Annotated in this window: 13 protein-coding genes; 9 read left to right on the top strand and 4 right to left on the bottom strand. The window is 57.3% G+C overall.

The window, feature by feature from the left end; translation table 11 throughout:
- Positions 1-59: 59 nt before the first annotated feature.
- Together ABRP31_RS00620 and ABRP31_RS00615 are read right to left on the bottom strand one after the other, a co-directional pair.
- Positions 60-1,118, bottom strand: a complete 1,059-nt coding sequence (locus ABRP31_RS00620; RefSeq protein ID WP_349971036.1) for a haloacid dehalogenase-like hydrolase — start codon at positions 1,116-1,118, stop codon at positions 60-62.
- Positions 1,119-1,347: 229 nt separating this feature from the next.
- Positions 1,348-1,860: a dihydrofolate reductase gene (locus tag ABRP31_RS00615; protein ID WP_087268439.1), complete on the bottom strand. Its 513-nt coding sequence runs from the start codon at positions 1,858-1,860 to the stop codon at positions 1,348-1,350.
- 107 nt (positions 1,861-1,967) lie between these two features.
- Here ABRP31_RS00615 and ABRP31_RS00610 point away from each other — a divergent pair, with 107 nt between their 5' ends.
- The 3 genes from ABRP31_RS00610 (at position 1,968) to ABRP31_RS00600 (ending at position 5,309) form a co-directional block, all read left to right on the top strand.
- The gene (locus ABRP31_RS00610) at positions 1,968-3,347 is read left to right on the top strand and encodes a DUF2868 domain-containing protein (RefSeq protein ID WP_349971035.1); all 1,380 of its coding nucleotides are present in this window, start codon (positions 1,968-1,970) and stop codon (positions 3,345-3,347) included.
- Positions 3,340-4,728: a GTPase/DUF3482 domain-containing protein gene (locus ABRP31_RS00605; RefSeq protein ID WP_349971034.1), complete on the top strand. Its 1,389-nt coding sequence runs from the start codon at positions 3,340-3,342 to the stop codon at positions 4,726-4,728. Before ABRP31_RS00610 ends, ABRP31_RS00605 begins: the two co-directional genes overlap by 8 nt.
- A 125-nt stretch (positions 4,729-4,853) precedes the next feature.
- The gene (locus ABRP31_RS00600; protein ID WP_087268430.1) at positions 4,854-5,309 is read left to right on the top strand and encodes a YkgJ family cysteine cluster protein; all 456 of its coding nucleotides are present in this window, start codon (positions 4,854-4,856) and stop codon (positions 5,307-5,309) included.
- A gap of 108 nt (positions 5,310-5,417) precedes the next feature.
- On the opposite strand, the gene typA is transcribed toward ABRP31_RS00600, so the two are convergent.
- Both typA and thiI read right to left on the bottom strand, forming a co-directional pair.
- Positions 5,418-7,238, bottom strand: coding sequence for a translational GTPase TypA (gene typA / locus ABRP31_RS00595; RefSeq protein ID WP_087268427.1), 1,821 nt, complete (start codon positions 7,236-7,238; stop codon positions 5,418-5,420).
- A gap of 144 nt (positions 7,239-7,382) precedes the next feature.
- Entirely contained in the window at positions 7,383-8,837 is a 1,455-nt protein-coding gene (thiI, locus tag ABRP31_RS00590) for a tRNA uracil 4-sulfurtransferase ThiI (RefSeq protein WP_349971032.1), read from the bottom strand.
- Positions 8,838-9,171: 334 nt separating this feature from the next.
- On the opposite strand from thiI, the gene glnA reads away from it, so the two are divergent.
- From glnA to ntrC, 6 genes are all read left to right on the top strand, one after another.
- Positions 9,172-10,578: a glutamate--ammonia ligase gene (glnA, locus tag ABRP31_RS00585; RefSeq protein WP_087268421.1), complete on the top strand. Its 1,407-nt coding sequence runs from the start codon at positions 9,172-9,174 to the stop codon at positions 10,576-10,578.
- A 279-nt stretch (positions 10,579-10,857) separates the two neighbouring features.
- Complete coding sequence (locus tag ABRP31_RS00580) at positions 10,858-11,424, top strand: chorismate mutase (protein ID WP_349971121.1); 567 nt, start codon at positions 10,858-10,860, stop codon at positions 11,422-11,424.
- Positions 11,425-11,502: 78 nt separating this feature from the next.
- Positions 11,503-12,027 (top strand): DUF4124 domain-containing protein, encoded by a 525-nt coding sequence (locus tag ABRP31_RS00575; RefSeq protein WP_087268414.1) that lies wholly within the window; start codon positions 11,503-11,505, stop codon positions 12,025-12,027.
- A complete protein-coding gene (locus tag ABRP31_RS00570; protein ID WP_372489307.1) occupies positions 12,011-12,658 on the top strand; it encodes a DUF4124 domain-containing protein in 648 nt (215 codons plus the stop codon). The genes ABRP31_RS00575 and ABRP31_RS00570 overlap by 17 nt, the downstream gene beginning before the upstream one ends.
- 325 nt (positions 12,659-12,983) lie before the next feature.
- Positions 12,984-14,069, top strand: coding sequence for a nitrogen regulation protein NR(II) (gene glnL / locus ABRP31_RS00565; protein WP_027902132.1), 1,086 nt, complete (start codon positions 12,984-12,986; stop codon positions 14,067-14,069).
- On the top strand, positions 14,066-15,502 hold the full coding sequence (gene ntrC / locus ABRP31_RS00560) for a nitrogen regulation protein NR(I) (RefSeq protein ID WP_027902131.1): 1,437 nt from the start codon (positions 14,066-14,068) through the stop codon (positions 15,500-15,502). The genes glnL and ntrC overlap by 4 nt, the downstream gene beginning before the upstream one ends.
- Positions 15,503-15,999: the final 497 nt, after the last annotated feature.

The raw sequence follows: 15,999 nt of genomic DNA, 5'->3' as shown, positions 1-15,999 counted from the left end.
AGCCTTATCGCGGGCAAGCCTCGCTCCCACAGATCCAGCGTAGAACCTAGAAGTAGTTCCTACTGAATCTCATCCGGCTTGACGATCACCCAGTTCTTGTCCGCAGTCACCGGCAAACCTTCTTTGGCCTGAGCCTCGGCATTGTTTTTGATCATACCGTTCAGTTGGGTCATGTATTTGTCTTTGCGATTAACCCACAGGTGCACGCCGCCTTTGCTGACGTCTACACCGTGGAACAGCATGTAGCCATCGCTTGTAGGCGTATCGCCGCCGACCAGCACCGGCTTTTTCCATTGATCGATGTAGGTCAGGATCGCCGCCTGCTTGCCCGCCATCCAGGTCGCTGGTGTCCAGAGATAAGGCGTCAACTCCAGACCAAGGTTAGCCTTCTCGTCGTACTTGCCCGCCGTGATCTGCTTACGCGCGGTGGTCAGCTCGCCGGTCTTCTTGTCCTTGAGCAGCAGGGTCACGCCAATAACGTTTTGCGGTTTGACGTTGTAGCCGTACTTGGGATCGGAGGCGACCATCCGCACCAGCTCTTCGGATGCAGCGGTCATCACATAAACCTCAATGCCGTTTTCCATCAGCTTGTTGAATAGCTCTTTCTGGCCGGTGAAGATACGTGGCGGCTCAACGTCGAGCTTCTTGACCACATCGCCATCGTAGTAAGTCGCCGGGATCGGTTTACCCAAGGCCATCAGCTCATCGACATAGCCTTTGAGTTCTTTGAGAGTAAAGCCCGAGAACACCTGAGCGACCCATGGGTAGCAAACCATGTCGTCGACTTCACACAGGCGGTAGTAATAGCTGAACAGGCTTTCCTTGTGGTCAGCCGTGTCCTTGAAAGGCATGAGCTTGAGGGACGGATCGAGTTTCTCTCGGGTGATCAGCCCTTTGCTTTCCATGTACGGCAGCAGCGACTCTTCGAGGTCGAAGCGGTAGCTGGTGTTGTCCATGTCGAAAACCGCGTAATTGCCCTTGTTGGCATTGGCAGCAATCATCGCGTCAAGTGCTTTTGCGGCGGGCTCAGGCCAGTGCTTCAACTCGGTGGCAGCAAACGCCTGCCCGGCCAGACCAAGGCAGAGCGCAGCGGCAAGCAATCGTGGAGCGAACTTCATCGTGGTATCCCCCTGAAAGTTAAGAGGATCGACCGTAACAAATTATGATGACTGATTGGGGATGCCAGCGACTGTGTGCGTCCCGAGGGCGTCACACTGGAAGCGATTCGCGACGGAGATTTCCGATTGCGACACTTTTGTGGAGGATTTCAAACCGCTATCGCGAGCAAGCTCACTCCTACAGCTGACCGTATTTTTCTGTAGGAGTGAGCTTGCTCGCGATAGTAATTTAACGGCGCTCCCAAACCTCAAAGCTATACGCAGGCTTGTTATCCACCGCCGGATTCAAAACCTCAGACACCAAGGCCCACTCCGCCAGATCAAACTCCGGAAACCACGCATCGCCTTCGGGACTCAACGCCACACGGGTCAGATACAAACGATCTGCCTGAGCCAGACCCTGGGCGTACAACTGCGCGCCGCCGATCAGCATCACCTCCGCAACACCCTGCTCCAACGCCCATTCTTCGGCGCGGGCAACAGCGGACTCCAGCGACGTGAAAACCTCGGCGCCCTCCAGTTGCAGGTCCGCCTGACGCGTGACCACCAGATTCAAGCGACCGGGCAGCGGCCGACCCAGCGAATCCCAGGTCTTGCGCCCCATGATGATGGGCTTGCCCAAGGTCGTAGCCTTGAAATATTTGAAATCCCCCGGCAAGTGCCAGGGCATGGAATTGTCGACGCCAATCACTCGGTTCTCACCAAGAGCGGCAATCAGGCTGAGCGGAAGTTGATTTTTCATGGCGGCGAGAATAACAGACGCTGACACTGAATTCGTAGCGGCCGAACTGCTCGAATGTATGGCGCAAAGGTTATGCTCCTTTCCTGATTCATTCGACGAGACGCTGTGTGACTGCTCTGACTCCCCTCGATACCCTCTGGCTGACAGAAGCCGTGCGCCTGCGCGAAGAACAGGCCGGCCCGCTGGAAGACCTTGAAGCCAACCGTCGCGCCCGGGCCAACGGTGGCGACCTGACGAGCCGCGTGCAAAGCCGCGCCCTGTGGCTGGCCGAACGCGACGGCATGCGCGCCGCGCTTCCACACTGGAAACAAGGCGCCCGACTGGCGCTGATCGCACTGGCGATTTTCTCGGTGTTCAGCGGTGCGGGGCTGGCATTCGCGGCACTGGGCGACGGCCAGACTCCGGTCAATGTGTTCTGGGCGCTGGGCAGTCTGCTCGGGCTGAACCTGATTCTGCTGCTCAGTTGGGCGATGAGTTTTGGCGTCGCCGGACAAAACACGGCGAGCCTTGGACGCCTCTGGCTATGGCTCAGCGAAAAACTCGCCCGCGACGCCCAGGCCGCACAGCTCGCCCCCGCATTGATTGTGCTGTTGCAGCGCCGACGGCTTAATCGATGGGTACTGGGCGCGCTGATCCATGGCTTGTGGCTGCTGGCACTGGTCAGCGCACTTGTGCTGTTACTGCTGCTAATGGCGACGCGACGTTATGGCTTTGTGTGGGAAACCACTATTTTAGGCAGCGACACCTTCGTCAGCCTGACCCAGACGCTCGGCATACTCCCCGCTTTGCTGGGTTTCACTGTCCCGGACGAGTCCATGATCCGCGCCAGCGGCGACAGCGCCGTGGTTGTTGAATCAGGTCGCCAGGCCTGGGCCGCGTGGCTGGTCGGCGTGCTATTGGTTTATGGAATTGTGCCGCGGCTGATTCTTGCGTTGGTCTGCCTGTGGCGCTGGCGCATCGGCCGGGCTGCGCTAAGTCTGGACCTGACCTTGCCCGGTTACAGCCAGCTTCGCGAACGGCTTATGCCCAGCAGCGAACGACTTGGGGTCAGCGACGCGGCGCCAGAGCAACTGCATCAAGTACTGCCCAATGGCGCGGCACAACACAGTGACGGCGCAGTGCTGGTCGCTATCGAGCTGGACGATGAACAGCCCTGGCCGCCTCTATTGCCGGAAGGTGTGGTCGATGCAGGCATTCTAGACAGCCGGGAATCCCGGCAAAAACTGCTCGATCAACTGACCCGCTTTCCACCCGCACGACTGGTTATTGCCTGCGATCCGCGTCGCTCACCTGATCGCGGCAGCCTTGCACTGGTTGCCGAACTGGCTCGCTGTGCAGGCGCAACGCGGGTCTGGTTGCTACTAGCACCCGACGGGCAACATCTGAATCCTGAGCGAGTCGGCGACTGGCAGGCAGCGTTGCAGCAGCTGGATCTAGCGTGGAGCAACAGCGCGCCACTGAACTGGCTGGAGGCAGGCCATGACTGACAAGGACAAGATTCGCCCGCTGAAACTGGCGGTGGTCGGCCACACCAATGTCGGCAAGACCTCGCTACTACGAACGTTGACTCGCGATGTGGGCTTTGGGGAAGTTTCCCACCGGCCAAGCACGACGCGCCATGTAGAAGGTGCGCGGCTGTCCGTGGATGGCCAGGCGCTGCTTGAACTGTACGACACACCCGGCCTGGAGGACGCCATCGCGCTGCTGGATTTTCTCGAACGCCAGGATCGACCGGGCGAGCGCCTGGACGGCCCCGCACGACTGGCGCGCTTTCTGGAAGGCAGCGAGGCACGGCAGCGCTTTGAGCAGGAAGCCAAAGTCATGCGCCAGTTACTGGCATCCGACGCAGGGCTCTACATCATCGACGCCCGTGAGCCGGTGCTGGCCAAGTACCGTGACGAGCTGTCGATCCTGGCAAGCTGCGGCAAACCGCTACTGCCGGTCCTGAATTTTGTCAGCAGCGCGGATCATCGTGAACCCGCGTGGCGTGAGGCGCTTGCACGCCTGGGCCTGCATGCCTTGGTGCGTTTTGACAGCGTTGCACCGCCAGAAGATGGCGAACGGCGCCTGTATGAAAGCCTTGCGCTGCTGCTGGAAAACTCCCGTGATCAACTGGAACGGCTGATTCTGGATCTTGAGGCCCAGCGTGACGCGCGTCAGCAAAGCGCCAGCCGTTTGATCGCGCAGTTGCTTATCGACTGTGCGGCCTGCCGACGCAGCGTTTCCACTGACTCGGGCCATGAACAACAAGCCATTGATGAACTGCGCAAAGCCGTGCGTCAGCGTGAACAGCGCTGCGTGGAGGAACTGCTCAAGCTTTACGCGTTTCGCGTTCAGGACGCTGCGGCCAGTGATCTGCCCTTGCTGGACGGGCGTTGGGGCGACGACTTGTTCAATCCCGAAACCCTCAAGCAATTAGGCGTACGAGTCGGCGGCGGAATTGCGGCAGGCGCGGCAGCGGGTGCGGGAGTCGATTTGCTGGTGGGTGGCATCACCATGGGCGCGGCGGCCTTGGCCGGGGCTATAGCGGGCGGGGCACTACAGACGGTGCGCAGCTACGGCGGGCGGTTGCTCGGCAAACTCAAAGGCCAGCGCGAACTGACGGTGGACGATGCGGTATTGCGGCTGCTAGCGCTGCGTCAGCGTCATTTGCTGATGGCCTTGGCCGCACGAGGCCATGCCGCCATGGACAGCATTCAGCTGAGCACTCCGCAGGACAAAACCTGGCGCGAGGGTAAACTGCCTGAAGCTCTGCATAAGGCCCGTGCGCATCCGCAATGGTCGTCGCTGAATCCTGGGGCGAAGCTGAGTCAGGCTGAGCGGCAGGAGCAGATAGACGAGTTGGCGAAAGTGATATTCGAATCCTGAAAAATTTTCCCAGCCTGTAGGAGCGCTCGGCCACCACCGGTAGTCGCTTTGCAAAATTTTGCCTACGCGAAATCAACAAGCACCGGTATCATCGCGCGCCCGATACACCCGGAACCGTATTGCTCATGAAACCGACCTTGATCGCCGCCGCAGAAATCGACCGTATCGATACCTGGGCCAAATACTCCAGTCACATGTGCGGAGGCTGCATTTCCAGCTGCTGCACGCTGCCTGTGGAAGTGAAGATCAAGGACTTGATCCGCATCGGCATCGTCGATGAATTCGAACGGGGCGAACCGGCGAAGAACATCGCCAAGCGTTTGCAGAAGGAAGGGATTGTCGAGCGTTACAACCAGAAGTCAGAAATCTTCACCTTGCAGCGCATGAGCAACAACGACTGCCTGTATCTGGATCGCAAGAGCCGCTTGTGCACCATCTACGACAAACGTCCGGACACGTGCCGCAACCACCCCAAGGTTGGCCCGCGTCCCGGCTACTGCGCTTACAAGCCTAAAGATGTGGTTCGCCAGGCGAGCGGCACGCTGAAGAACAATACCAGTACGCCGTTTCCGAAGTTCTGACACCGGACTGTCGCGCCTGCAAAGTCCGCGATCAGCGAGCACCACACAAACAAAAACGCCCCCGACCTTGCGGTCGGGGGCGTTTTTTCAAGCCTGATTAAAAACTAATCAGTTCTTGGCTTTCTTGGCAGCGCGGGTACGCTCGCTTTCGTCCAGGATCTTCTTGCGAAGACGGATGGACTTAGGAGTCACTTCGCACAGCTCGTCGTCCTGGATGAATTCCAGAGCCTGTTCAAGGGTGAACTTGACAGGTGGAACCAGAGCGATGGTCTCGTCTTTACCCGAAGCACGCATGTTGTCGAGCTTCTTGCCTTTAGTTGGGTTAACACCCAGGTCGTTGTCGCGGCTGTTCAAGCCAACGATTTGACCACCGTAGATTTCCTGACCGTGCTCAACGAACAGCTTGCCGCGAGCCTGCAGGGTTTCCAGGGAGTAAGTCAGAGCCTTGCCGGTTTCAACCGAAACCAGAACGCCGTTCTGACGGCCGGACATGTCGCCGGACTTCATCACGTCGTAACGGTCGAAGATCGAGGTCAGGATGCCAGCACCGGAGGTGAGGGTCAGGAACTCGTTACGGAAACCGATCAGACCACGAGCCGGGATGTTGTACTCGAGACGTACACGGCCTTTGCCATCCGGAACCATGTTGGTCAGGTCGCCTTTACGCAGACCCATTTGCTCCATGATCGCGCCTTGCGCTTCTTCAGGCAGGTCGATGGTCACGTTTTCGTACGGTTCGTGCTTCACGTCACCTACGCGACGGATGATCACTTCCGGACGACCTACGGCCATTTCGAAGCCTTCGCGACGCATGGTTTCGATCAGAACCGAAAGGTGCAGCTCACCACGACCGGAAACCTTGAACTTGTCAGCCGAGTCGCCTTCTTCAACGCGCAGAGCAACGTTGTACAGCAGCTCTTTGTCCAGACGTTCCTTGATGTTACGGCTGGTGACGAACTTGCCTTCTTTACCGCAGAAAGGCGAATCGTTTACCTGGAAGGTCATGGAAACGGTTGGCTCGTCAACGGTCAGTGGCTTCATCGCCTCAACGTTGTTTGGATCGCAAAGCGTGTCGGAGATGAACAGCTCTTCGAAGCCGCTGATGCAGACGATGTCGCCCGCTGCTGCTTCTTCAACGTCGATGCGGTGCAGACCGTGGTGACCCATCAGCTTCAGGATACGGCCGTTGCGCTTCTTGCCATCAACGTCGATAGCCACAACCGGAGTGTTCGGCTTGACGCGACCACGAGCGATACGGCCAACGCCGATAACACCCAGGAAGCTGTTGTAGTCCAGAGCAGAGATCTGCATCTGGAAAGGACCGTCACGGTCAACAGCCGGCGCAGGTACGTTGTCGACGATCGACTGGTACAGCGGGGTCATGTCTTCAGCCATGTCGGTGTGGTCCAGACCGGCAATACCGTTCAGGGCCGAGGCGTAAACAACTTTGAAGTCCAGCTGTTCTTCGGTAGCACCCAGGTTGTCGAACAGGTCGAAGATCTGGTCCAGAACCCAGTCCGGACGCGCGCCTGGACGGTCAACCTTGTTAATGACCACGATCGGACGCAGGCCGGCTTCGAAAGCCTTCTTGGTCACGAAACGGGTTTGCGGCATAGGGCCGTCTTGAGCGTCAACCAGCAGCAGCACGGAGTCAACCATCGACATTACGCGCTCAACTTCACCACCGAAGTCGGCGTGGCCCGGGGTGTCCACGATGTTGATGTGGTAGCCGTTCCAGTTGATGGCGGTGTTTTTCGCCAGAATGGTAATACCGCGCTCTTTCTCCTGGTCGTTGGAGTCCATCACGCGCTCGTCGTTGAGCTCGTTACGCTCCAGAGTGCCGGATTGACGCAAGAGTTTGTCTACCAGGGTGGTTTTACCGTGGTCAACGTGAGCAATGATGGCGATGTTGCGTAGATTTTCGATCACTTGTGTATCTCGATCAGAGGATTCGGTTAGCTGAATACTGCTAAACAGCTATTTATAACGTCAGAGTCGGCCAAAGCCGTTACGGCTAGACGACTGGCGTCGGGGGGCCGGTGACGCAAGCCACAGGCAAACAGCCCCGGGCACTTAGCTCGGTCTATAAACGCGCACATTGGCATACCCCTCACTGAGCAAATGGTGAGCATGCAGGCGACTCATGACGCCTTTGTCGCAATACAACAGGTACTGGCGCGTGTTATCCAGTTCCTTGAAGCGGCTGTTCAGTGCATAGAACGGCAGCGCCTGTATTTCAATGCCAGGCAATACCAGTGGCTGATCTTCCTGGACATCCGGGTGACGGATGTCGACGATGACCTGCCCTGCCAGTGCCTGACTGACTTCTTCTATCTCGACACTCTGGCTCAAATCGTCAATCACACGATCGATCGAAACCAGTTTGGCGTTCTCCAGCGCTCGCTCGAGAACCGCCATGTCGAACTGTTGCTCTTCGTACTCAACGCGGTTGCGCTTTGCGTTGGTCTTGGGGTTGATCGAAATCACCCCGCAATACTCAGGCATGTGCCGGGCGAAATCGGCAGTACCAATTTCAACCGCCTGATCGACGATATCCTGCTTGTGGCTGGTGATCAGCGGACGCAAGACAAGCTTGTCAGTCGCGGCGTCAATCAACGACAGGTTCGGCAACGTCTGGCTGGCAACCTGTGAAATCGCTTCGCCGGTAACCAGCACATCGATATCAAGACGGTCAGCGATAGAGGATGCAGCGCGTAACATCATACGCTTCAAAACTACACCCATATGACTGTTATCGACTTTCTGCAGGATTTCTCCGAGAACTTCCTCGAAAGGCACGCTGATAAACAGCACGCGCTGGGAGCTGCCGTACTTCTTCCAGATGAAATGCGCGACTTCCATCACGCCCAGTTCGTGGGCACGACCGCCCAGATTGAAGAAGCAGAAATGCGCCATCAGCCCGCGACGCATGACCTGATAGGCCGCCACCGTCGAATCGAAACCGCCGGACATCAATACCAGGGTCTGTTCGAGGGCGCCTAACGGGTATCCGCCTACGCTGTTGTGCTGGCTGTGGATCACGAACAACCGTTTGTCGCGAATTTCCATTCGCACCACGATTTCCGGCTTTTTCAGCTCGATACCAGCCGCACCGCACTGCTTGCGCAGCTGGCTGCCGACGTATTTTTCGACATCCATTGAGCTGAATGCATGCTTGCCCGCCCGCTTGCAGCGCACTGAAAACATCTTGCCCGGCAGCAAGTCTGCGTAGTGCAGCTTGCACTTCGCGACAATGTCGTCCATGTCGCCCAGCGGGTATTCGGCCACCTGAAGGAAATTGGCGATGCCCGGCATGCAGCTCAGGCGATCGGTCATGTCCTGCAGGACCTTGGGGTCGGTCAGTTTCGTCTGAACCTCGAGGTTGTCCCACGAGCCATCCACCACCAGCACCGGATCCAGATCACGGAGCACGGTACGGATGTTCTTGGCCAGCTGGCGGATGAATTGCTTACGCACCGGCGGGCTTTTGATGATGATCTCGGGGAAGACTTTTACGATTAGTTTCATGAAAACAGCGCGCGAGGTGCCAGCCGAAAAAGAGGGGGCGGGATTATAGCGGAAATTGCTCAAGGTTTAACCAGTTATCGTGCAACCAATCATCGATGCACCAAAAAAGACCTTACGCACAATATCGAGCATCATTAAGGTGCACCAAATTTTCAAATAACCGTTTTTTATCCCGAAATAGCGAGCGTTTGGGGCATAAAACCCAACTCGGGGCACTGGCATGCAATTTGCTCCCTTGTGAGGCAGGTTGCCTTGGCAGAGTATCTGCGCCGGCATCACCCAAATTCTAAGGGCCCAAACCATTAAATAGGCCCGAAGCCACCCGGAGGACACCATGTCGAAGTCGGTTCAACTCATCAAAGATCATGACGTTAAGTGGATTGATCTGCGCTTCACGGACACTAAAGGTACACAGCACCACGTGACCATGCCGGCTCGCGATGCGCTGGAAGACGACTTCTTTGAAGTCGGCAAGATGTTCGACGGTTCCTCCATCTCTGGCTGGAAAGGCATCGAAGCCTCCGACATGATCCTGCTGCCGGACGATGAAACCGCAGTACTGGACCCGTTCACCGAAGAGCCAACCCTGATCCTGGTTTGCGACATCATCGAACCTTCGACCATGCAAGGTTACGATCGCGACCCACGCGCTATTGCTCACCGCGCTGAGGAATACCTGAAGTCGACCGGTATCGGTGACACGGTATTCGCCGGTCCAGAGCCAGAATTCTTCATCTTCGACGAAGTGAAATTCAAATCCGACATCTCCGGTTCCATGTTCAAGATCTACTCCGAACAGGGTTCGTGGATGTCCGACGCCGACATCGAAGGCGGTAACAAGGGCCACCGTCCAGGCATCAAAGGCGGTTACTTCCCGGTTCCACCATTCGACCATGACCACGAAATCCGCACCGCAATGTGCAACGCTCTGGAAGAAATGGGCCAGACCGTAGAAGTTCACCACCACGAAGTGGCAACTGCTGGCCAGAACGAAATCGGCGTGAAATTCAACACGCTGGTTAAAAAGGCTGACGAAGTTCAGACCCTGAAGTACGTTGTTCACAACGTTGCTGACGCTTACGGCCGCACCGCTACCTTCATGCCTAAGCCGCTGTACGGCGATAACGGTTCGGGTATGCACGTTCACATGTCCATCTCCAAAGATGGCAAGAACACCTTCGCGGGCGAAGGCTATGCCGGCCTGTCCGATACCGCTCTGTACTTCATCGGCGGCATCATCAAGCACGGTAAAGCGCTGAACGGCTTCACCAACCCGGCTACCAACTCCTACAAGCGTCTGGTTCCAGGCTTCGAAGCTCCAGTAATGCTGGCGTACTCGGCTCGTAACCGCTCCGCTTCGATCCGTATTCCTTACGTCAACAGCCCTAAAGGCCGTCGTATCGAAGCTCGCTTCCCGGATCCAGCAGCCAACCCGTACCTGGCTTTCGCAGCACTGCTGATGGCTGGCCTGGACGGTATCCAGAACAAGATCCACCCTGGCGACGCAGCTGACAAAAACCTGTATGACCTGCCGCCTGAAGAGGCCAAAGAGATCCCACAAGTTTGCGGCAGCCTGAAAGAAGCCCTGGAAGAGCTGGACAAAGGTCGTGCGTTCCTGACCAAAGGCGGCGTTTTCAGCGACGACTTCATCGACGCTTACATCGCTCTGAAAAGCGAAGAAGAAATCAAAGTACGCACCTTCGTACACCCACTGGAATACGAGCTGTACTACAGCTGCTAATCCAGTCGCGTCAGCAACTTTGACGCACCAAAGAGGCCTCCTTCGGGAGGCCTTTTTTATGGGCGGGATTTAATAGCCGGTAAATAGTTGTTGCCTGAAGCGCTGTGCGCGAGTGCATGCTGTCGTATCGCGAACGCCGCCCCTGTAGGAGCGCACGAGCACCGCGAGGCCGCGATAGCAGTGCATCAGACAGAACGCTATCGCGGCCTCGCGGTGCTCGTGCGCTCCTACAGATTCACTATCAAATTACATCCCGATTCAGAAAAGAGAAAAAGAGAGATGACCAATAAACCACGCCTGCTTTTCCTCTGCGCCACCTTCACCAGCCTGACCGCCTGCGCAGGCGCACCCCAGACCTCAACCGCCCCTGCGCCGCTGGCACCTTTGCTGGCAACGATCAGCGAACGCCTTGCCGTCGCAGATCAGGTCGCGCTGACCAAATGGGACAGCGGGAAACCGATTCAGGACAGCCCTCGGGAAGCACAGGTCATCGCCGCAGCAGCAAAGCTCGCCCCGACCTATAGCCTGGACGCACAGGAAGTCAGCCAATTCCTCGCCGCGCAGATTGAGGCGAACAAGCTGGTGCAGTACGCACTTCTTGCCAAATGGCACGAGACCGGCAAGGCGCCAGACACACCAAGGCCGGATCTGGTCGGGCAAATTCGCCCGCATCTGGACCAACTGCAAACGCGGCTGCTGCGTGAGTACTCAGCCTTTGCGATGTATCGCCAGGATCCAGAATGCCCAAACTGGCTGATTCAACAGTCCCGTCTGCAAGCAAAGGATCCCATTCATGATCTGGCGCTGACGCGCGCAGTGGGCGAGCTGTGCATAATCCGCAAATGATCGTAAGCCGCTCAGGCTGATTTATGTTCTATGCTGCGCCCATAACACCGCCAACCGCATCAAAGCCACGGAGCCTGCATGCGCCGAAGTCTCATCTGTCTGCTGCTGTTGATCGCTTTGCCCGCAGCGGCGCAGATCTATAAATACACCGACGCAAACGGTAATACCGCGTTCAGTAATCAGCCACCCGACGGGGTCAAGGCCAAGGTCGTGGAATTGCCGCCACTCAACAGCGTCGACACCCAGAAAATGGCCACCCCTGTGACGCCAGCGCAAACCCCACCGGCCCCGGCTCAGGCACAAACCGGCTACCAAACCCTTGAGCTGACTGACCTGCCTGCAGACGAAGCATTACGCGCCAACAATGGCACCTTCACCGTGGGCGTAGCGATCAAGCCAAGGCTGATACAGGGGCATCTGCTGCAATTACTGGTCGACGGCAACCTTTATGGCCAACCCGGTAATGTCCCGCGCCTGCAAGTGGTCAACATTGAGCGCGGCGAACACAGCTTTGCGGTCGTGGTGCTGGATAAAGGCCGCATCATCCAGCAGAGTCCGACCATTACCCTGACGGTGCAGCGCGTTCATGTCGGCAAACCTTAAATCCCCAGGACTGCTCAGCGCGCTGTTTTGCCTGCTGATCACGCTGCCCGCTTTAGCATTGGCGGAGGTTTACACCTACACGGACGCCCAAGGCAATCGGGTGTTCACCGATCAGCCTCACAAGAACGCCAAGCGCGTGGAGATCCTGCCCAGCAACAACACCACCGGATCGCCACCAAAACGTACCGTCCACCAAAGCGCGCCACCCAAGGCAAAACCCAAGGCGATATTTCGTTACGACTTGCTAAGGATTCTGGTGCCAGAACCGGACGCGACAATGCGCAGCGCTCCAGGCGAACTGATTGTCACCGTCACCAGCGACCCAGCCCTGCAGCCCGGTCATAGCTATCGACTCCTGGTCGATGGCAAGCCTTACGCTCAGGCCGGACGCAGCCCTGTGTTTCCGTTAACGAATGTTGATCGAGGCACTCATCAGCTCGCGGTAGAGATTCTCGATGAAGCAGGACGCGTGCTGGAAAAGACACCTAACCAGCCCTTCCATATGCTGCGCATTTCACTGGCGCAAAAGCGCACGGCCAATCCCTGCAAAACCGCCGAATACGGCGTGCGCCCCGAGTGCCCTCTGAAAGACAAGCCAGAAGAAGAAAGCAGCATCCTGCCTTTCTTTTGATTCATCCCCCGCCCTCCGAACACTAAAGCCCTATATTGGTGCAAGATATTACAAGCCGACAGCAAGTCGAGCCCATTTTGGGTCGAAAACAACCCAAACCAATGAACCAATCAAACGCACTGTCCAAAAAAAGCCCGATTTTGCAGATTAAACGCTTCTTTTCGGAGCCTTGGTTTGGTTTTTGCAACTTGCCCATAACAGCATCTTTATCTGCACTGGATACAAACGTATCAGTGGCGTTACCCACGCTGGAGAAGACCAACCAGCGCCTGTGATCCGAGGCTCGCCTGGAATCGCAATGAGCCAAAAGAGGTCAACGACTTTAATGACTATCAGCGACGCGCTGCACCGTTTGTTACTCGACAACCTGACCACTGCCACCATTCTGCTCAATGCTGATCTGCGCCTTGAGTACATGAACCCAGCAGCGGAAATGCTGCTCGCCATCAGCGGTCAGCGCAGCCATGGGCAATTCATCAGCGAGCTGTTTACTGAGTCGGCAGAAGCCCTGAGTTCCCTGCGTCAGGCGGTGGAACAAGCGCACCCGTTCACCAAACGTGAAGCCATGCTCACCGCCCTCACAGGTCAGACTCTGACTGTTGATTACGCTGTGACCCCCATCCTCAGCCAAGGCGAGACCTTGCTGTTGCTGGAGGTCCATCCGCGTGACCGCTTGCTACGCATCACTAAAGAAGAAGCCCAGTTGTCCAAGCAGGAAACCACCAAAATGCTGGTGCGTGGCCTCGCTCACGAAATAAAGAATCCGCTAGGCGGCATTCGCGGCGCAGCGCAATTGCTGGCCCGTGAGCTCCCTGAAGAGAGCTTGAAGGACTACACCAACGTCATCATCGAGGAAGCCGACCGCCTGAGAAATCTGGTGGATCGTATGCTCGGATCGAACAAGCTGCCTTCACTGGCCATGACCAACGTGCACGAAGTGCTCGAACGCGTCTGCAGTCTGGTCGAAGCAGAAAGCCAAGGGTGCATCACTCTGGTGCGCGACTATGATCCAAGTATTCCCGACGTATTGATCGACCGCGAACAAATGATCCAGGCCGTGCTCAATATCGTGCGTAACGCGATGCAAGCCATCAGCAGTCAAAACGAACTGCGCCTTGGCCGGATAAGCCTGCGCACCCGTGCGATGCGGCAGTTCACCATCGGCCATGTGCGTCATCGGCTGGTCAGCAAAATCGAAATCATCGACAACGGCCCCGGTATTCCGGCCGAGCTTCAGGAAACCATTTTCTACCCGATGGTCAGCGGCCGCCCTGACGGCACTGGGCTCGGCCTTGCGATAACGCAGAACATCATTAGTCAGCACCAGGGGCTGATCGAGTGTGACAGCCATCCTGGCCACACCACCTTCTCGATATTCCTGCCGCTGGAACAAGGAGCAGCTTCGACATGAGCCGTAGTGAAACTGTCTGGATCGTAGATGACGATCGTTCCATTCGTTGGGTTCTGGAAAAGGCCTTGCAGCAAGAAGGCATGACCACACAAAGTTTCGATAGCGCCGATGGCGTGATGAGCCGCCTGGCTCGTCAGCAACCGGACGTGATTATCTCTGACATTCGCATGCCGGGCGCCAGTGGTCTGGATCTACTGGCGCGTATTCGCGAACAGCATCCGCGCCTGCCGGTCATCATCATGACCGCCCATTCGGACCTGGACAGCGCTGTTGCCTCTTATCAAGGCGGCGCGTTCGAATACCTGCCAAAACCATTTGACGTCGATGAAGCCGTTTCCCTGGTCAAGCGTGCCAACCTGCACGCTCAGGAACAGCAAGGCATGGACGTTGCGCCAACGCTGACCCGCACACCTGAAATCATTGGCGAAGCGCCAGCGATGCAGGAAGTGTTTCGGGCCATCGGCCGCCTGAGCCACTCCAACATCACCGTGCTGATCAACGGCGAGTCGGGTACCGGTAAAGAGCTGGTTGCCCACGCCCTGCACCGCCACAGCCCACGTTCGGCATCGCCATTCATAGCGCTGAACATGGCTGCGATTCCGAAAGATTTGATGGAATCGGAACTGTTCGGCCACGAAAAAGGCGCGTTCACCGGCGCAGCAAACCTGCGTCGCGGTCGCTTTGAACAAGCGGACGGCGGCACACTGTTCCTCGATGAAATCGGCGACATGCCTGCCGACACCCAAACCCGTCTGCTGCGGGTTCTGGCTGACGGCGAGTTCTATCGCGTGGGCGGCCACACGCCGGTCAAAGTCGACGTGCGTATCATCGCGGCGACTCACCAGAATCTGGAAACACTGGTGCAGGCAGGCAAATTCCGGGAAGACTTGTTTCACCGCCTGAACGTGATCCGCATCCACATCCCGCGCATGTCGGATCGTCGTGAAGACATTCCGACGCTGGCCAAGCACTTCCTCAGCCGTGCGGCTCAGGAGCTTGCGGTCGAACCGAAACTGCTCAAGGCGGAAACCGAGGAATACCTCAAACACCTGCCTTGGCCGGGTAACGTGCGCCAGCTGGAAAATACCTGTCGCTGGATCACCGTCATGGCATCCGGCCGTGAAGTGCACATCAGCGACTTGCCGCCCGAGCTGCTGAGCTTGCCGCAAGATGCAGCGCCAGTGACCAACTGGGAACAGGCGCTGCGCCAATGGGCCGACCAAGCGCTGGCACGCGGTCAATCCAGCCTGCTGGACAGCGCCGTGCCGACCTTCGAGCGCATCATGATCGAAACCGCCCTCAAACATACCGCTGGCCGTCGTCGCGACGCCGCGGTTCTGCTGGGCTGGGGCCGCAACACCTTGACTCGCAAGATCAAGGAGCTGGGCATGAAGATCGATGGTGGTGACGACGACGAGGGCGATGAAGGCTGATTAAAGCCTTCACCCAAAAGCCCAGGGTTGCGTATGCAGCCCTGGGCTTTTTTGTTTTTGCATGCGGCTGGATGCAGATCCCGATTTAAATTCTATGTCTAGTCCCGGTTTACCTGACACCGCGTTGTCTCGCAGCACGCATTGGACCTGTAGGAGCGCACGAGCACCGCGAGGCCGCGATAGCGGTGTATCAGACAGACCGCCATCGCTGCCTCGCGGTGCTCGTAAGCTCCTACAGAAAAGCACTCCAAATCAGACAATTGCATTTAGTGATAAGAGCCGAGCTTGCTCGCGATTGCAATCTCACCGTCATAACCGGATTGCCTGCTACAACGCTTCACGAGCAAGCTAATCTCTCATCAAAAAATGCAAAACAACTGGATTGAAATGCGCTCTCTGTAGGAGCTGCCGAAGGCTGCGAAGCATCTATCCTGACACGCCGCGATCGCAGCCTTCGGCAGCTCCTACAGGTCCTGCGTTTGCTCAGGTTTCCCGAA

The sequence above is a fragment of the Pseudomonas caspiana genome (assembly GCF_040224095.2).
Lineage (GTDB): Bacteria > Pseudomonadota > Gammaproteobacteria > Pseudomonadales > Pseudomonadaceae > Aquipseudomonas > Aquipseudomonas caspiana.
This window is presented reverse-complemented; position numbering and strand designations above follow the sequence as displayed.